Origin of the sequence: Xanthobacter pollutisoli, assembly GCF_040044995.1 — a bacterium.
GTDB lineage: Bacteria > Pseudomonadota > Alphaproteobacteria > Rhizobiales > Xanthobacteraceae > Xanthobacter.
In genome coordinates this window covers 88,400-105,043 of sequence record NZ_JBDZDP010000013.1, presented here as the reverse complement: position 1 = coordinate 105,043, position 16,644 = coordinate 88,400, and the positions used below count along the sequence as shown (strand labels likewise).

General features: G+C 68.8%; 13 protein-coding genes and 1 tRNA gene. 4 read left to right on the top strand and 10 right to left on the bottom strand.

What is annotated here, in order from left to right:
• Nucleotides 1-199 precede the first annotated feature (199 nt).
• From ABLE93_RS20265 to ABLE93_RS20225, 9 genes are all read right to left on the bottom strand, one after another.
• Nucleotides 200-5,047, bottom strand: coding sequence for a VWA domain-containing protein (locus ABLE93_RS20265; RefSeq protein WP_348841640.1), 4,848 nt, complete (start codon nucleotides 5,045-5,047; stop codon nucleotides 200-202).
• 471 nt (nucleotides 5,048-5,518) lie between these two features.
• Nucleotides 5,519-5,610 (bottom strand) — tRNA-Ser (locus tag ABLE93_RS20260).
• Nucleotides 5,611-5,658: 48 nt separating this feature from the next.
• Nucleotides 5,659-6,099 (bottom strand): DUF6165 family protein, encoded by a 441-nt coding sequence (locus tag ABLE93_RS20255; RefSeq protein WP_348841639.1) that lies wholly within the window; start codon nucleotides 6,097-6,099, stop codon nucleotides 5,659-5,661.
• Nucleotides 6,096-8,084, bottom strand: coding sequence for a tetratricopeptide repeat protein (locus ABLE93_RS20250; RefSeq protein ID WP_348841638.1), 1,989 nt, complete (start codon nucleotides 8,082-8,084; stop codon nucleotides 6,096-6,098). The genes ABLE93_RS20255 and ABLE93_RS20250 overlap by 4 nt, the downstream gene beginning before the upstream one ends.
• 101 nt (nucleotides 8,085-8,185) lie before the next feature.
• Nucleotides 8,186-8,899 (bottom strand): glutathione binding-like protein, encoded by a 714-nt coding sequence (locus tag ABLE93_RS20245; RefSeq protein WP_348841637.1) that lies wholly within the window; start codon nucleotides 8,897-8,899, stop codon nucleotides 8,186-8,188.
• 200 nt (nucleotides 8,900-9,099) lie between these two features.
• Nucleotides 9,100-9,519, bottom strand: a complete 420-nt coding sequence (locus ABLE93_RS20240; RefSeq protein WP_510183060.1) for a GNAT family N-acetyltransferase — start codon at nucleotides 9,517-9,519, stop codon at nucleotides 9,100-9,102.
• 41 nt (nucleotides 9,520-9,560) lie between these two features.
• The gene (locus ABLE93_RS20235) at nucleotides 9,561-11,090 is read right to left on the bottom strand and encodes an ArnT family glycosyltransferase (RefSeq protein ID WP_348841635.1); all 1,530 of its coding nucleotides are present in this window, start codon (nucleotides 11,088-11,090) and stop codon (nucleotides 9,561-9,563) included.
• A 217-nt stretch (nucleotides 11,091-11,307) separates the two neighbouring features.
• Nucleotides 11,308-11,598: an acylphosphatase gene (locus tag ABLE93_RS20230; protein WP_348841634.1), complete on the bottom strand. Its 291-nt coding sequence runs from the start codon at nucleotides 11,596-11,598 to the stop codon at nucleotides 11,308-11,310.
• A 5-nt stretch (nucleotides 11,599-11,603) separates the two neighbouring features.
• Nucleotides 11,604-12,428 (bottom strand): cell envelope integrity EipB family protein, encoded by an 825-nt coding sequence (locus ABLE93_RS20225; RefSeq protein ID WP_348841633.1) that lies wholly within the window; start codon nucleotides 12,426-12,428, stop codon nucleotides 11,604-11,606.
• A gap of 162 nt (nucleotides 12,429-12,590) precedes the next feature.
• On the opposite strand from ABLE93_RS20225, the gene ABLE93_RS20220 reads away from it, so the two are divergent.
• The 4 genes from ABLE93_RS20220 (at nucleotide 12,591) to ABLE93_RS20205 (ending at nucleotide 15,945) form a co-directional block, all read left to right on the top strand.
• Nucleotides 12,591-13,055: a RidA family protein gene (locus ABLE93_RS20220; RefSeq protein WP_348841632.1), complete on the top strand. Its 465-nt coding sequence runs from the start codon at nucleotides 12,591-12,593 to the stop codon at nucleotides 13,053-13,055.
• A 21-nt stretch (nucleotides 13,056-13,076) separates the two neighbouring features.
• Nucleotides 13,077-13,820 carry a glycerophosphodiester phosphodiesterase family protein gene (locus ABLE93_RS20215; RefSeq protein ID WP_348841631.1) on the top strand — a complete coding sequence of 248 codons (744 nt, stop codon included), beginning with the start codon at nucleotides 13,077-13,079 and terminating at the stop codon, nucleotides 13,818-13,820.
• Nucleotides 13,821-13,884: 64 nt separating this feature from the next.
• Nucleotides 13,885-15,057, top strand: a complete 1,173-nt coding sequence (locus tag ABLE93_RS20210; protein WP_348841630.1) for a GNAT family N-acetyltransferase — start codon at nucleotides 13,885-13,887, stop codon at nucleotides 15,055-15,057.
• 117 nt (nucleotides 15,058-15,174) lie between these two features.
• Nucleotides 15,175-15,945: a proteasome-type protease gene (locus ABLE93_RS20205; protein ID WP_348841629.1), complete on the top strand. Its 771-nt coding sequence runs from the start codon at nucleotides 15,175-15,177 to the stop codon at nucleotides 15,943-15,945.
• A 63-nt stretch (nucleotides 15,946-16,008) separates the two neighbouring features.
• Here ABLE93_RS20205 and ABLE93_RS20200 read toward each other — a convergent pair whose 3' ends face one another.
• Nucleotides 16,009-16,470: a peptidylprolyl isomerase gene (locus tag ABLE93_RS20200; protein WP_510183059.1), complete on the bottom strand. Its 462-nt coding sequence runs from the start codon at nucleotides 16,468-16,470 to the stop codon at nucleotides 16,009-16,011.
• Nucleotides 16,471-16,644 lie beyond the last annotated feature (174 nt).

Genomic DNA, 16,644 nt, shown 5'->3' with positions numbered 1-16,644 from the left:
ATAATAATATTCATCACCGTGATCACCGGGGCGAAGCCGGTTGCGGCTTCCGGCGATTTTTAAACCGGTCCATCCAAGTTAAGGCGGCCAATTTGAAGGCGTCGACGTTGGTCGGAGAGAGTGCCAAGGGGGCGCCGGATCGCCGTTGAGGCCGCTTTCACCCTCTGTCGGCACTCGTAGTCCTCGACGGCAGTCCGGGTCAGTTGCGCTGGCCTGGCTTTGGAAATGGCTGCTCTGGTGGTCTGGGCTGGCGCGGATCGGACTCAGGCCTGCGGGGTGCCGGCAGGCAGGTGCGGCCCATGCTGCGCATGCCTTGGGGGCACAGGCAGTGCGTCCCAGTGCGGTCAGCGAAGGCGGGCGCCACGCAGCGAAGTTCCGGTTTCGGCGGCAGCCTCACGCAGGCTCCGCCCCGCTCCACCAGCCCGTCCGGGCAGCGGCACGCACCGGAGGCGGTCGCCACCCGGGGCGGAGCGCACGCCTGGATCTTGACGCATTCGCGACCGCGCTGCCGGGTGCCTGCCGGGCAGTCGCACGTGCCCCTGGGGCTCAGCACGCGGGGTGCCGCGCAGGCCTGAGGCTTCACGCATTCCCGGCCCCGGGCGATGGTGCCCTGGGGGCATTCGCATCCCTTGGGGGTCAGCAGGCGCGGGGGCGCGCAGGCCGGCGGCCGCACGCATTCGCGTCCGCGCTCCACGCTGCCCTGCGGACATTGACAGGTTCCGGCGACGGCGACCCGCGGCGGGGCGCAGGCCTCCACCTTCACGCAGGTGCCCGAGCGCAGCAGCATCCCAGCGGGACACCCCGCGGGAGGCGGCGGGGGCGGAGGTGGCGGAGGTGGCGGTCGAACGCACTTGTCGCCAACCCGGGAGAGGCCTGCCGGGCACACGGCAATGGCGGGGGCGGGCTCAGCCACCACGAAGTTGGTGCAATTGCCCCACTGGCCGCCGTTCGGATTGGTGCCGGGATTGACGTCCGCATAGGCGCCGGGGAAATCGGTGGGCACCGGCGTCTTGCCGTCCGCCACGAAGCAGTTCTTGTAGGTGCCGGCAGCAATCGGCCCGCCCAGCGTCACCGTGAAGGTGATGGTCTGGCTCAGCGGCAGGTTCAGGTTCGCCACCGCGCAGGTGGAGGGCGAGCCGGAGGTCCAGGTGCAGCCGACCGGCGGGCTCGAAGTGATGGAAGCGATGGGGATTGAGTTGGGCGAGGAGCCGGAGAACAGGCCGTCGCCGAACAGCACCGGTCCGGTAAAATTGGTGCATTGGGCCGTGACCGTCACCGTGAACTTGCACGGCAGCCCGCTCTCCACCCCCTGCACGGGCGGGCGGCAGACCTCGTTCAGTGGCGTCTTCTTCACCCACAGGTAGGGCGTGGTGCAGGGCTGAGGGTCCGGCGGATCATAATTGCGGATGCACACCTGCCCAGACGCCTCGTCCGGCTCTTGCACCGGGCCGGTCTCGGCATTGGCCATGTTGTTGGGTACGGAGCCCACCGTGCCGGTGCCGACGCCCGTCACCTGGGCGAAGTTGCGGTAGCACAGCCACGAGCCATCGGTCGGAACAGGCGCCGACGGCACCAGCGTCACCTTGAAGGAGAGGGTCGCAACGTCGCCCTGGGCCATGGCCGGGATGGTCCACACCACGGGATCGCCAGCCACGGCGCTGGAGGGCGGGGTTGCAGAGGGTGTGAGCGCGGTCGGATTGGTGAGCTGAGCCGGCAGGTTGTCCTGAACCACCACATTGGTCAGGTTGCCGGCGGTGTTGGTGAGCTGGAGCGTCACCGTCACATCGCTGACGTTCGGCGTGTCGTGGAGGTTGATGTAGGCGGGTGAGACGCCCTTGGTCAGGTAGAGCGAGGGGCAGAGCTGCTTGGCAAGTCCGCTGAGCGCACCGGAGAGCCCGCCGAAGCTGGTCAATTGCACATTGCCGCCGAGCAGCGCCGTGAGGTGCGTGGAGACCGAGCCGATGCCGATGCCGATCACCGGCACGCCGGCCGCGTAAAGCTGGTTGACGACCGGGATGGCCTCGTTGGTCGCGGTGACCGAGTCCGTGTAGAGGGTGCCGCCCGACCCGTCGAGGGCAGCATTGGGAACGCCATCGGTGATGAACACCACGATGGTGGCCGGCGGCGGCCCGGGCAACAGCGACGCGGCCGCGGCGAGGCCCGCCTCCCAATTGGTGCCGCCCACCGGAGAATAACCCGAGGCGATCGTCCCCCACGTGGTCGTGGCCATGGGGTACACCACCTGCGCGGTGTCGGAGAAATGGATCAGCGCGGCCTGGGCACCGTTGGTGTTGAGAATCGCGGCGGCGTTGTTAAGGGCATTCATCACCTGGCCCGCCGCGCTGCCCACGCTGCCCGACTCGTCCACCACGAAGATAACGTTGAGCCCGCACATCTTGGGGACCGGCGGCGGGTCGGTCGGCTTGTCGAAGCCGTCGTCATTCAGGGTGACGCACGACTTGTTGTTGGAGAGGTCGGCATCCTCGGCGAAGCCAGGCGTGACTGCCACGCCCGCGCAATTCTCCCAGGGTCCCTTGCCGGCAGGGGTGGCGGTGATGGCAATGTTGCCGAGGGCGGCGCCGGGCGCAGCCGGCCCGGTCCCGGTGTAAGTGCAGGTGAGGGTTCCGCCGGCGGCGATGGGAGCGGGGCTGCAGGTCCAGTCCGCAGGCGCCGTGATGGCAGTGAAGGTGAGGCCCGCGGGCACCACGTCGCTCACGGTGATGACGTTGGCGCCGGCAAATCCCGGCCCGACATTGGTGATGGCGAGCGTGAAGGAAAGCGTGGCGGGCCCCTCTCCCACGGGCCCCTGCGCACCCTTCTCCACTTTGCCGGTCTTCTTGACGGCCACGTCCACCGGAAGCTTTTTCACTTCGACGCCGGCGCAGGACTTGTTGTTGTCCAGGCTGGTCTCGATGAAGGGCGCGCCGGGCCACAGGCCCACCGTGCCGCAATTCTCGTACTTGCCCGGCTCCTTCACCGTGGCGGTGACGGTGAGCGGATTGACGCTGCCGCCAGCGCCAAGCAGACCGGGGCCAAAATTGTGCCGGCAGTTGAGGTTGCCGGAAGATAGGGGGGGCGCCGGAATGCACAGCCAGCCGGTTCCGGTGGCGCTGACGAAGGTCATGCCCGCGGGCACCGGGTCGGAGATGGCGAGTGTCGCGCCGGGCGCGAACGGGGCGCCCGCATTGGTCACCGTCAGGGTGAAGGTGAGGGTCCACAGGCCGGTCTTGGGATCGTATTTCGGCTCACCCGACAAGGTTTTTTCCAGCTTCACGTCCACCGGCGGCAGCGGGCAGAGCGCGGGGTCCGGATTGACCTTGCAGTCGATGAAGACAGGGCCGCACCAGCCGCCCGGCGCCATGGCCCAAGGACAGCCGCCGTCGATGCCACCACAGCCGCCGAACGGGCCACCCCAGCCCGCGCCGGGCGGACACACGCCGGGCGGCCAGACGGGCGGGTCGGAGACCACCACCACATAGGGTGGCGCATAGGGATAGAGCGGGCCGCCGTACCAGGCGACGGGCGGCGCACAGGGTGCCTTGCGGATGCGCACGCCGCCCATGTGGCCAGCGTCCTTCGCATCGGCGGGGCGCGCGTCATAATCGACGAAATAGGTCGTATCCGGCGGCGCGTTAAAGTCGCGCACGGGACCCGAGGGGCTGGCCTGCAGCCCATCCACAAGCAGCGGGCCGCCGGGATCGAGCCGCGCCCTGAGCGCCGGCGCGTCCCTGAGCTTCTGGCCGGTGGCCCAAAGGGTGGATTCGCAGCCCGCGCCGGTGACAAGCAGCCCGTCCCGTCCATAGCCATAGCCCAGGTCCACGCCGCCATTGGCATTGCGGAAGGTTCCGGCAAAGCCGACGGCGTATTCCTCCGGCTCGGGAATCCAGCGGCCGGGCGTCGCCGGATCGTCCGGCGTCTCGAGGACGTAGCGCAGGACGCGCGGCTCGCCCGGCAGGGTGAAACTGGAGAAATCCCAGCTCGCGGCGGGCGGCGCCCGCTGGGCGAGGATCATGGCGCCGCGATGGGAGAACACCATGTCGGTCACGGGATAGGGGCCGGGGGCCGCCGGCAGCGTCAGTTCGATCCGTGAGTCGTTGCTGAAGCCGCCGTCCCGGGTCAGGCCCACCGACCAGACCTGCGGCGCCTCGGCCTGCGCGCCGTTGTTCACCGAATAGAAAAGGCGCCCGTCATGAACCGCGAGCGCGAATACCCGGCGCTCCGGCGGAGCAAAGCCCCAGGTTCTCGGGTCGTCGGCGTGGAACCGCGCGCTGGCGATGTTTGGCCGGCCCGCCGGATCAAACGCCATCGGTGAAAGCCCGGCCGCGGCGCGCCCCTGCTGGCCATGGTCGTAGGGCGGGCCTGGCTCGGTGCCCCCGTCGACGGAGAAGCGGTGAACCATGCCGGTGTGCAGGTCGGAAACGAAGATCTGCCGGCCCGCCGCGTCATAGGCGAGATTGCCGAGGCCCGTTGCCGGATTGGCGACGCCGTTCAGCATCACCTCCGCGAACAGCGTGACCGCGCCGGTGACGCCGTCCACGCGATAGATGCTGCCCGGCCCGCCGGAGAGGTCGAGGCCGAACTGGCCAACCATCCACGACGTGCCCGGCCCGCCCTGCCGGCGACGATCGGGCGCGCCGTCCCGACCGCGGCCGACGATGGCGAGGCCGAAGGCTGAGGTTGCGGCAAGATAGGCATTGGGAGCCGGGGCGTCATCGATGGCGACGCCGAAGACCTGGCCGATGGTCTTCGCTGGCAAATCGAGACGGCTTGGTGCCGCGATGACTGCTGCATTCCAGGGAGCGCCGGCACGGCTGACGTCCAGGATGCGCGCTGCCGCCCCGTCCGGATCGACGAAGGTGAGGTCGGCGACGCTCTTGCCCGCCGGACGGGGCGCCGACGGATCTGGCGCTATGGCCCCGGAAAATCCGGTGACCACTGCATCGCCGAGGCCAATGAGAGGTGCAGGCGGCACCTGCCCGGCAGCGGGACCGGCCAGCGCGAACATGCAAGACATAGCGAGGGCAACGAAGCCCGACGTCCTAAGCATGAACCGCCCCCGGCACTGCCAAAAACCAAGCCGAAGCTAAGCACGAGTTCTTGATCCGAAGTAGTAAAATCGATGTCCAACAGGCACCTTTTTATTTTTTGGCGCACGAAATGTCTTTTTTTCATTTTCGAGACGCACTTGCCCGGCGTCGAATGCATTATCAGGGTAGCGCATTCGCTAAATTCTTTTCGTAACCGGTACCACCGGGTGGGCAAGTAATGCGTTCGTTCGAACCGGAAATAGTCGCGAACCCCGGGGGGTTGGTTTTGCCGTAGGCTGAGGAGGCCCTTGCTGCACGAACCCTCCATCGGCCGCGGGAGCTGCCTGAGTTGCAGCGGCCCGCCCCTCCCGTGCGATTCGCGCTGATCCCCTTGTGCCCATGAAGGACCACCACGAGCGAACGCACGTGCTGAGGCAAGGTTGAGAGCAACATGAATTAGCGTTGCTCTTCAGATGGTTACCTGAAGAGACTGGCGGAGACGGAGGGATTCGAACCCTCGAGACCCTTTTGGGGGTCTGCTCATTTAGCAAACGAGTGCCTTCAGCCTCTCGGCCACGTCTCCAGCGCCTTCCTCCTATGCCGGAGGCAAAGCGGCAATGCAAGCCGCCGTTCAGGAGCCTGCGCCGAAATGCACCTTCTCCTCCACAATCAGGGACTTGGCGATCTGGCTGATCTGCCGCTTCAACGCCGCGCGCCGGTCGTTCTCGCGATAGACGGAGCGCGCGAGGGTCACGAAGGCCTCGTCGAAGCGGCCCTCCGCCTCGTGCCGGCGCACCGCATCCTCGACGTCCCATAACATGCGGTTGACCTCGGCAAGGGCATCGGCGAGATCCCCCACGAGAGCGGAGAGGCCGTGCGCGTCACGCAGGCGGCGCAGCGCCGCCAGCTCCGTGGCCACGTTCGCCCGCGCGGCAGGATCGCAGACGCACGCGGCTTTCAGCTCCAGGATCGAGATCTTGTCGAACAGCTCGCCCACCGAGATGGGTGCCAGGATAAGGCCCGGCGCCTCCTGCCCCTGGCCTGTGTTCCCCTCTGATCCCTCATCGCTCATGGCGTTTCACCCCGCTTGCGATCGGCCACCATGCGGGCGATCCGGCGGAACAGTCCGGCGAAGTCGCCGGAGGTCTCCTGCCGTGCCAGGGTAAGGCTGGGATAGAAAGCCGAGCGGTCACCGGCCCGGCCCCACCGCCAGTCGGGAGCCGCCTTGAGCGCGACGATGGCCGGTCTTGCCCGTGCGCCGGCGAGATGGGCGAGCGCGGTGTCCGCGGTGACGACGAGGTCGAGATGCTGCAGAAGTCCGGCAGTGTCGAGGAAGGTGCCGTCCTCGTCCCAATCCGGCCCGAGGCGCGCGATGCGGCCGGCAAACAGGCAGTCGTCCAGCTGCTGGGCGCCCGCGCCCTGCTGGAGGCTCACCAGCTCCACCCCGTCCAGGGCCGCAAGCGGGGCGAAGAGATCGAGGGGGACCGCGCGGCCCATCTCCTGCATCGGCAAGGCGTCGCCCTGCCAGCTGATCCCCAAGGTGAAGGCTTCGCCCACCGCCGCCCGCGCGCGGGCGACACGTTCCGGCGGCGCGATGAGGTAGGGCGCGCGGGGCCAATGGGCCGGATCGGGCGAGATCAGGCCGGGCAGGCTGGCGAGCGGCACCCAGAACAGGCCAGGTACCGTCTCGTCGATGCGCGACGGGTCGGTGATGACCTCCACGCGCGCGTCCATGCGCGCCACAAGCGGTGCGTGGCGAGCGGTGGTCAAAAGCGTCGTCGGCACGCCTCGGTCGGCGAGGAGCCGAAGCAGGCGGCCGAACAAGATCAGGTCGCCCACCTCCTGCTCGCCGACCACGATCAGCCGGGCCGGCGTTGAACGCCCGTCCCACCGGGCGAAGGGGAGCGGCGGCGGGAGGGACGGGCGCGACTCATAGTCGGCCCAGCCGCTCTCCCACCGCCCTTCGGCCAGTTCGTCGCAGGCCCGCAGATAGCGGGCCATGGGCAGCGAAGGGTCGGTCGCCAGCGCCTTCTCCGCAAGAACGCGGGCCTTCGCCGGCCGGTCGGCGTCGAGGTGCAGGCGTGCCTTCACGGTGAGGGCGGACGGCGCCTTGGCATCGGCGGCGAGCGCTTTCTCCACGGCCTCACGGGCACCCGCAGGGTCCTCGAGCGCGCGCCTGACCTCCGCCAGTTCCTGCCACACGGCCACGGCGCCCGGCAGGCGGGAAACCACCTTTTCGGCGCGCGCGCGGGCGGCATCGAGATCCCCGAGCTGGCGTTCGGTGCGGATCAGCGCCGCCTGGAATGCCGGGCTGTCCGGCTCGGCGGTGACCGCGTCGGCGAAGGCCGCGCGCGCGCCGCTTACGTCGTTCTGGGCGGCCAGCCCCTGCCCCCTCAGGAAATGCGCCTCTGCCAGCCGCGGGGCGAGTCGGAGCGCCGCCTGGGCTGCTGCCGTCGCCTGGGCGGGCTGGCCGAGCTGCAGCAGCGCCCGCGCCCGCGCCAGGGGATGGCGCGCGTCCAGCGGTTGCATCTCGATCAGGCGGTCGCAATCCGCCAGCGCTTCCAGCGGCCGCGACAGACGCATCAGCGCCGACGCGCGGAGGGCGAGGGCCTCCGCCGCCGACGGATCGAGAGCGAGGACGCGCTCGAAGCGATCCACGGCGTCGTGCGGCCGATCGAGACGCAGCAGCGTCTTGCCGCACAGATAATGCGCTTCGGCGAGGCCCTGATCGAGCTGGCTCGCGTGCTCGAAGGCGGCGAGCGCACGCTCCCATTTCTGCTCGGCCTGAAGCACGGCACCCATCAGGAGATGGGCATGGGAATTGGAGCGATGTCCGTCACGCGCCTTACGGGCCGCCGCGTGGGCCTCCTTCACCCGTCCCGACTGGAGCAGGGCCAGAATGAGCACGCGGGCAACGTCGAAGGCACCGGGCGTCTGGCGCAGGAGGTCGCGGTAGATGGCGACCGCCTCGTCCAGACGGCCGTCGCGGTGCAGGATTCCAGCCCGCGCGAGATCGGCGCGACTGTTCTTGATTGTCCCGCGCTGCCGCCCCGACATGACCGATCCGCATTTGTTGCGATGCACCTGCCGTTACGGAGCAGGCACCGATCAGCCATCTGAGGGACAACACGTTCCCGCGTCAAACGCCGCGAGTGCCCTTAGGTCCGGGCGCGCTGTCCGAACAGCACGCTCTGGGCCTCCTTGTCCTTGGAAAGGTCCATCTTGGCGCGCTCTTCCTGGTTCACCGCGAGGCCGCGCTGAACGGCGGGACGCGCCAGCACGCGCTCCAGCCAGGCCTTGAGATGCGGGAATTCCTCGATGTTCTGGCCCTGCCGTTCCCACAGTTTGGCCCAGCCGACGGAGGCAATGTCGGCGATGGAATAGTCGCCGGCGAGATATTCCCGGTCCTTGAGGCGGGTGTTCATCACGCCATAGAGCCGGTGAACCTCATTGGTGTAGCGCTCAACGGCGTAGGGGATCTTCTCCGGCGCATAGATGCGGAAGTGGTGCGCCTGCCCGGCCATGGGGCCAAGGCCGCCCATCTGCCAGAAGAGCCACTGCTCCACCTCGACGCGGGCGCGCTCCTCGGTGGGATAGAACAGGCCGGTCTTGCGGCCGAGATACTGCAGGATGGCCCCCGACTCGAACACCGAGATGGGCGCCCCGCCCGGCCCTTCCGGGTCGATGATGGCGGGCATCTTGTTGTTGGGTGAGATCGCGAGGAACTCGGGCTTGAACTGGTCGCCCTTGCCTATGTTCACGAGCTTGACCTCGTAGGGCAGCCCGCACTCCTCCAGCATTACGGAGATCTTGTAACCGTTGGGCGTCGGCCAGTAATAGAGCTCGATCGGCGAAGACTGGACTGCGGCCATGGGTGCCCTCCTCCGGCCGGTCCGCGGCCAGCGCTCGAGCGCGATCCGAGCGGGTCAAACCCTTGCGCGGACACGTCGCCCCTGAAGAACGAAACTGCGCCCCCGACCCGCCCGCCCTGCGGGCTGGTCGATGCGTGCACTAGAGGTAGACAGCGCCATCGGCAAGGGCAAGGGCCAGTTGCCAGCCCCGCAAGCCGGTGTCACAGACCGATCTTAAAGCCCTCGTGGGAATTGGCGAAGCCGAGCCGGCGATAGAATCGGTGGGCATCGAGCCGCGCCTTGTTGGACGTAAGCGCCAGCGTCGCCGCGCCGGCTGCGCGCGCCTTGTCCATGGCGAAGGACACCATGGCCTCGCCGATGCCCCGGCTGCGCAGGCCGGCATCCACCTGCACGGCCTCCAGGAGCGCCCGCAGGGCGCCGCGCCCCGGCAGGCTGGTGACGAAGGCCAATTGAAAGGTGCCCACGACCCGGCCGTCCAGCTCCGCAGCATAAAGCTGCGTCCGGGGATCGGCCGCGATGGCGTCGAACGCCGCGCCATAGGCTTGCGCCGCCTCGGAAGCGCAGGTGTCGCCATGCCCGCCCACCGCATCGGCGGCGAACAAAGCGACCAAGGCCGGCAGATCCTCCCTCCGGGCGGGCCGGATGAGGAGACCCGCCTGCCCTAGCGGCACAGCGGATCCCCGGGCGGCAGGATGGTCATCTGCCAGTCGCTCCAGCGGTGCGGGTTCATCCAGGGCGACCACCATTTCACCGACATCTCGATGGTGTTCTGGTCCGGCGGCGGCAGCAGCAGTTTCGGCAGGCCATTGGCGATGCCGGTGACGCGGGCGCAGCCGGTGGCGGGACGCGGCGGCGGCCGGTACTGGAACTCGCGCACGATCACCACCCGCGCGCCGGGAATGGCGGCCCGCAGGCGCCCGGCGGATGTGCGGTCGTCGGCCACGAGGGTCGGTGCGGACCCGAGCCGGTTCGCCACCGCCACCTGAAGCTTGTAGAGCGGCTCCGCCGCCATGCAGCGCCCGCACAGGCGCGGGTCGGGCCACAGCGGCACGGCGATGCGCGAGACCATGACGCCGGCGCTGATGACCGCCAGCAAGGTGACGTAGATCCACACCCGCCCGCGCCAGCCGCCGAGACGTTCCAGCTCGGCGAACAGATAGACCGGCAAAAGCAGCAGGAAGACGTGGAAATAGCGGTCACGCAGGCTGGTGGTGCCCACCGCCAGGGTGGTGGCGAGGGTGGCGACGATGCCGATGACGATGACCGTGCGCAGCACCCGCCGCGCCGCGCGCCGGTCGGCATCGTCCTGCCCGGCGTCGCCGCCGCGATTGTAGGGCAGGAACACCACCGCCATCAGCAGCACCAGCGGCAGCACGTAGCCGGCGAGGGCGCCGAGCATGGAGGCGAGCACGTCATCCCAGCCGGCGCCGGTGGCGCCGATGGTCTGCGCCGTGGCCTCGGCAACGTTCTGGCCGAAGCGCCACAAGGCGAAGCCGTAGATGCCGAGCGGCACGGCGGCGACCGCCAGTGTCACCAGCAGCCGGGGATCGAGGATCACCCGCCGGTAGGCCGGCTCCAGCAGGCAGGCGATGATGAGCACGCCGAGGAAGGCGACGAAGCCGAACTTGCCCAATACGCCCGCGGCGATCCACAGGCCAAGACCGGCGTAGAGGCCGAGGGAGGGCCGGCGCGACAGGGCCATGAGCGTGAGGAAGGCGCCGGCGATGGCAACGATCATCACGTTGGAATGGGTGAGGATCCGGTGGCTGTGATAGCCGATGACCCAGATGGTGGAGAGCGAGAAGGTGGCGAGGGCCGCCAGCCGCGGGTCCAGGATCATCCGCCGCGCCACGCGGTAGACCAGCATGGCGCAGGCAAACAGCAGCGTATAGCGCAGCACGGCGAAGGACAGGGTGCCGACGCCCAGGATGCGCTGGAGCCCCCACAGCAGCCAGTCGTACAGCGGCGGGTTGCGCGGGACGTAGGACAGCTCCAGCGACTGCACCATGTAGCTTTCGATGGCGTCGTCGGCATTCACCGCGATCTCGAAGACCACGGCGATGAGCGCGTGCAGCACCATCCAAATGCCGACGATGAGCGCGACGCCACCGGGCGTCGCCCAGAAGGGGACGCCATCGCGGCTCGGAACCGCGGCGGCCGGCGCCTCCCGGGGGAGATAGGTGTCTGTCACGGGGCACTCCTCATGCGCCGCCTCTATAGCCGCGCGGGGGGAGAGGCGCCACCGGACCGCCCTCCCCGGCGTGCCGGGGAGCCGCGAGTGTGGCAATCCGGTCATGCCCCAAGGTGAGGGGCCGACGGTTCATTTCAGGCTGGCTTGCCCGGCCCCCGCCCGAGGGTGGCAGGCATATTGGGCTGCTTTTGCTGCCGACGCGGGCGCCGCCGCGAACCTAGAGGGTCTCCAGCACCAAGAAACGCTGGCGTCCGCCGGCCGCGAGGGCCGCCTCGGAGGCGTCATGCACCAGCATGTCATCCACCCGGGCGCCGGAAGGGCCGGTGCGGCAGGCGGCGAGCATGGCCTCCACCGTGTCGTCGGGCCCGGCGAAGACGGCTTCCACGGCGCCGGAGGCGCGGTTGCGGACAAAGCCGAGGAGGCCCCGCGCCTCCGCCTCCCGGGCGCACCAGGCGCGGTAGCCCACGCCCTGGACCCGGCCGCGCAGCATCACGTGCACGTAGCGCATCGGCCTCACTCAGCGCAGGTGCCGGACGCCTTCATCGCCTCGAAGGACGCCATGGCGCCCACCAGGGCGAAGCGGCCGTAGTCGATCTTCAGCGCGCCGACCACCCCGTTGTCGTAGAGCGAGAAGGTCATGACATAGGAGGGCGTGCGGTCCACCCCGCCCTCGTCGAAATAGCTGATTGTGACCGGAAAGAACGTGCGCCCCGCCAGGGCAGACCGCGCCGGCGGCGCGATGCGGCTCTCATCCGTGCTGGGGCGGCCAATGACCGCCAGCGTGTCGAACACCTTCTCCGGGTCGCTCGCCCCGTCATAGACCTTGGCCTGCAGCACGCTGTCTCCCGCCGCCGCGGCGGCGAGCACGCGCCGGATATGCTCGGTGGGGAGCAGGATGTCGCCCTTCAGCTGCAGGGTTGCGGCCTCCGGCTTGCTGACGGTCACGGTCAGGCCTTCGCGGCCCCGCCTCTCCACATTGGCCTGCAGCTCCAGACCGTCGTCCTCCCCACCCTCGGTGACGGACAGGAAGCGGTAGGACTTCGCCTGCCCGTCCTCCCAAGCCTTGGACGTCACCGACTGCTTCAGCGGATCGCCCTCGCCGGTGGAGGCGATGCTGTTCTGCCGGGTGAAGGTGGTGTAGCCGGTGCAGGCGTCGCCTGTAATCTCGTAATTGATCTCGCCGTTCATCTCCTCCAGCTGGCCGGAGGATTTCGACCCGTCGAGGGAAAGGCGGTAGGTGGCCTTGTGCGGCAGCAGGGCGGCCGCGCTTGCGGGTACTGATGCAAGGCACCACAGGCCGACCACGGCCGCCGATGCAAGGCGCGAACGAAACGTCATGTGGCCACTCCTTCAGTCCGCCCCGCGCATCATGCGCACGACCGTTCGTCCCCCGACGATCCCATCACCCCGCCTCGGCTGCCGCCTGGACGCCTTGCGCACGGCGCGCGCTTCGGCGAAGAGGAGGCCCCAATTGCGCACAGCATGTGGCAGGAGACCTCCATGACATCCCCGATCGAGAACAAGCTCGCCGAGCTCGGAATCACCCTGCCGACCCCCGTGCCGCCGGTCGCCAATTATGTGCCCGTGGTGCGCACCGGCAACCTCCTGTTTGTGTCCGGCCAGGTTTCCATCGACGCAGGCGGCACCATCGCCACTGGCAAGCTCGGTGCCGGCCTCGACATCGACGCCGGCCGCGCCGCGGCTCGCCTCTGCGCCATCAACATACTTGCCCAGGTGAAGGCCGCCGTCGGCGACCTGGAGAAGGTGGTCCGCGTGGTGAAGCTCGTCGGCTTCGTGAATTCCGCGCCCGACTTCATCGACCATCCCAAGGTGGTGAACGGTGCGTCCGACCTGTTCGTCGAGGTGCTCGGCGACAAGGGCCGTCACGCCCGCTCGGCCGTGGGCATCGCGGCCCTGCCCTTCAATGCGGCGGTCGAGGTGGAAGCCGTGGTGGAAGTGGCCTGAGCGGACCGGGAGGCAGGACTGATGGGCGATCTGGCATGGCTCACCGCGCGCCCGGTCGCCCATCGCGGCCTGCATGACGCGGCGCGCGGGATCGTCGAGAATTCCGCCGGCGCCATGGATGCCGCGATCGCGGCCGGCTATCCCATCGAGCTCGACCTGCAGGCGAGCGCCGATGGCGAGGCCATGGTGTTCCACGATTTCACCCTCGACCGGCTCACCGCGGCGCGCGGCGCCGTGGCGGCCCGCACGGCGGCGGAGCTCAGGGAGATCGCCCTGCGCGGCTCCGGCGACACCCTCCTGACGCTCCCTGAGCTGCTCGCCCGCGTGGCGGGACGGGTACCCCTCGTCATCGAGATCAAGAGCGCATTCTCCGGCGACATGCGCCTAGCGGCGCGGGCGGCGGAGCTGGTCGCCGCCTATGACGGCAAGGCCGCGCTCATGTCGTTCGATCCCGATCAGGTGACCGAGGTGAGGGCCCGCGCGCCAGGGGTCGTGCGGGGCATCGTGGCGCAAGGCAGCTATAGCGGGGCCCACTGGCCCGGCATCGACGCCGAGCGCGCCCGGGTGCTCGCGGACATGGATCACCACGACACAACCGATTACCAGTTCATCAACTATCACTTCACCGATCTGGAACGGCCGGCGGTGCTTGCGGCCAAGGCCGCGGGCATCCCGATTCTCGCCTGGACGGTTCGCAGCCCCGTCGACGAAGCGCGGGCGCGGGGTGTCGCCGACCAGATCGTCTTCGAGGGGTTCCGGGCCTGACATGGCGAAGCTGCGGCGTCCTGTCGCGGTAGGCAGGCCCTGATGCAGCGCACAAATATGCTCGATGCCCGACGCCCGCATCCGCATCCTCTCGCAGCTCTCCGAGGTCCGGCCGGCCGAGTGGGACGCCTGCGCGGCGGGCGGGGCGGCACGGCCCGAGCCCTTCCTCGCCCACGCCTTTCTGTCCGCCCTTGAGGAGTCCGGCTGCGCCGCCGCCCGCACCGGCTGGCTGCCGCAGCATCTCATCCTGGAAGGGCCGGACGGCACGCCGTCAGCGGTTGCGCCGGCCTATCTGAAGTCTCATTCCCGCGGCGAATACGTGTTCGACCAGGGCTGGGCCGACGCCTACAACCGCGCGGGCGGCGAATATTATCCGAAGGTTCAGGTGGCGGTGCCCTTCACCCCGGTCACCGGCCGGCGGCTGCTGCTGAAGGACCCGCAGGACCCCGTGGGCCGGCCGGCGCTGGCGGCGGGCATCAAGCAGCTGGTGCGCCTGCGCGGGGCCTCTTCCGCCCACGTCACCTTCTCGACGCAGGAGGAGTGGGAGTCGCTTGCGGCGGTCGGTTTCCTCCAGCGCACCGACCGGCAGTTCCACTGGACCAACAACGGCTACGCCACCTACGACGATTTCCTCGGCGAGCTCGCGTCCCGCAAGCGCAAGGCGCTGAAGAAGGAGCGCCGCGAGGCGCTCGGTCCGGGCATCACCATCGAATGGCTCACCGGATCCGAACTGACGGAAGCGGCCTTCGACGCCTTCTTCATGTTCTATCTGGACACCGGCGGCCGCAAATGGGGCGCGCCCTATCTCAACCGGGAGTTCTTCAGCCTGATCGCCCAGCGCATGCCGGAAACGGTCCTGCTGGTGATGGCGCGGCGCGACGGGCGGTATATCGCCGGGGCGCTCAACTTCATCGGCGCCGATACGCTCTATGGCCGCTACTGGGGCGCGGTGGAGCACCACCCCTTCCTGCATTTTGAGGTCTGCTACCACCAGGCCATCGACTTCGCCATCGCCCGCGGGCTCAAGGTGGTGGAGGCGGGTGCCCAGGGCGAGCATAAGCTGGCGCGCGGCTATCTGCCCACCACCACCTATTCGGCCCACTACATCGTTCACAAGGGCCTCGAGGGGGCCGTGGCGCAGTATCTGGAGCGCGAACGCGCCCATGTGGAGGAGGACGCCGCGGTGCTCACCGAGCTCGGTCCCTTCCGCCGCTGCAGCGAGGACGAGCAGGACTGACCCGGGACGGTCGGGGCAAGGGAGACTTCCCGGGCCTGCGCGCATCTGCCGTCATCCGGCCGTTGCCGGATTCGGCCGGCAATCGCTATAGTCGCGCCGCGCAATCGGGGAATGGCGATGACGTATTGCTGTGGGGTTCTGGTTCGGGACGGGCTGGTGATGATCGCCGACACCCGCACCAACGCGGGCCTCGACAACATCTCGACCTTCCGCAAGCTCCACGTCTTCGAGGAGCCGGGGCACCATGTGCTCGGCCTCGCCACCGCCGGCAATCTCTCGGTGTCCCAGTCCGTCGTCAGCATGCTGCACGAGGGCGTGGAGGATCACGAGGCGGGCGAGCGCAAGCAGCTGCGCGACTGCCGCACCATGTTCCAGGCGGCACAGCTGGTGGGCACGGCCATCCGGCAGGTCCATAAGGTCAACGGCGCCTATATGGAGCAGAGCAGCGTCAGCTTCGAGGTGTCGTTCCTGCTGGGCGGCCAGATCGCTGGAGACGCCCTCCGCCTCTACATGATCTATTCCGCCGGCAATTTCATCGAGTGCACGCAGGACACCCCCTTCCTGCAGATCGGCGAGCACAAATACGGCAAGCCCGTGCTGGACCGCGCCGTGACCTATGAGATGGAGATCGCCGAGGCGCTGAAATCGAGCCTGATCTCCATGGATTCCACCATGCGGTCAAACCTCGGCGTCGGCCTGCCCATCGACGTGATGGTGGTGGGTCCCGACTCGCTGAAATCGGAGCTCAACTATCGCATCGAGCCCGGCGAGCCCTATTTTCACGATCTGCGCGAACGCTGGTCGGCGGCCCTGCGCTCCGCCCATTCCTCGATCCCGCGCCCGCCTTACCTGAAGAACGCCCGCGCCCCCCTCACCACCGAGGTCTGAGCCGCAACGAAAAAGGGCGCCGCGAGGCGCCCTTTTCTTGACCGCATCGGCGCGCCGGGCGGATCAGGCCGCCTTGGGAGCGAGCTTGGCGGTGACGATCATGTCGGGATCGCGCACCGGCTCGCCGCGCTTGATCTGGTCCACATTCTCCATGCCCTCGATCACCTCGCCCCACACCGTGTACTGGCGGTCGAGGAAGCGGGCGTCGGTGAAGCAGATGAAGAACTGGCTGTCGCCGGAATTGGGATCCTGCGCGCGGGCCATGGAGCAGGTGCCGCGCACGTGCGGCTGGGCGTTGAACTCGGCCTTCAGCTTCTTGCCCGAGCCCCCGGTGCCGTTGCCATACTGGCCGTCGCCGGTCTGGGCCATGAAGCCCTCGATGACGCGGTGGAACGGCACGTTGTTGTAGAAGCCCTCGTTCACCAGCTCCTTGATGCGGGCGACGTGGTTGGGCGCGAGGTCCGGGCGGAAGGCGATGGTCACCGGGCCCTTGGTGGTCTCGAGGATCAGAACTTCGTCACTCATGGATCTCATCCTTCACAGGGCGGCACCGGAGAGCCGGCCGCCGCGTCGGCCCGGTCATGCCGGGCGGGGGGACATCCGCGCGGGCCGGCTGAGCCGGACCTCGCGCAGCATTCAAAACGTTCGCAGAACCGCGCCAGCGGTCACTTGACCTCGGCGGTCACTTAGCCTCGGCAG

Excerpts from the sequence above, each read along its gene's own strand:
- ABLE93_RS20265 (WP_348841640.1), bottom strand. The coding sequence starts at position 5,047 with ATGCTTAGGACGTCGGGCTTCGTTGCCCTCGCTATGTCTTGCATGTTC.
- ABLE93_RS20255 (WP_348841639.1), bottom strand. The coding sequence starts at position 6,099 with ATGAGCGATGAGGGATCAGAGGGGAACACAGGCCAGGGGCAGGAGGCG.
- ABLE93_RS20250 (WP_348841638.1), bottom strand. The coding sequence starts at position 8,084 with ATGTCGGGGCGGCAGCGCGGGACAATCAAGAACAGTCGCGCCGATCTC.
- ABLE93_RS20245 (WP_348841637.1), bottom strand. The coding sequence starts at position 8,899 with ATGGCCGCAGTCCAGTCTTCGCCGATCGAGCTCTATTACTGGCCGACG.
- ABLE93_RS20230 (WP_348841634.1), bottom strand. The coding sequence starts at position 11,598 with ATGCGCTACGTGCACGTGATGCTGCGCGGCCGGGTCCAGGGCGTGGGC.
- ABLE93_RS20225 (WP_348841633.1), bottom strand. The coding sequence starts at position 12,428 with ATGACGTTTCGTTCGCGCCTTGCATCGGCGGCCGTGGTCGGCCTGTGG.
- ABLE93_RS20220 (WP_348841632.1), top strand. The coding sequence starts at position 12,591 with ATGACATCCCCGATCGAGAACAAGCTCGCCGAGCTCGGAATCACCCTG.
- ABLE93_RS20215 (WP_348841631.1), top strand. The coding sequence starts at position 13,077 with ATGGGCGATCTGGCATGGCTCACCGCGCGCCCGGTCGCCCATCGCGGC.
- ABLE93_RS20210 (WP_348841630.1), top strand. The coding sequence starts at position 13,885 with ATGCCCGACGCCCGCATCCGCATCCTCTCGCAGCTCTCCGAGGTCCGG.
- ABLE93_RS20205 (WP_348841629.1), top strand. The coding sequence starts at position 15,175 with ATGACGTATTGCTGTGGGGTTCTGGTTCGGGACGGGCTGGTGATGATC.
- ABLE93_RS20200 (WP_510183059.1), bottom strand. The coding sequence starts at position 16,470 with ATGAGTGACGAAGTTCTGATCCTCGAGACCACCAAGGGCCCGGTGACC.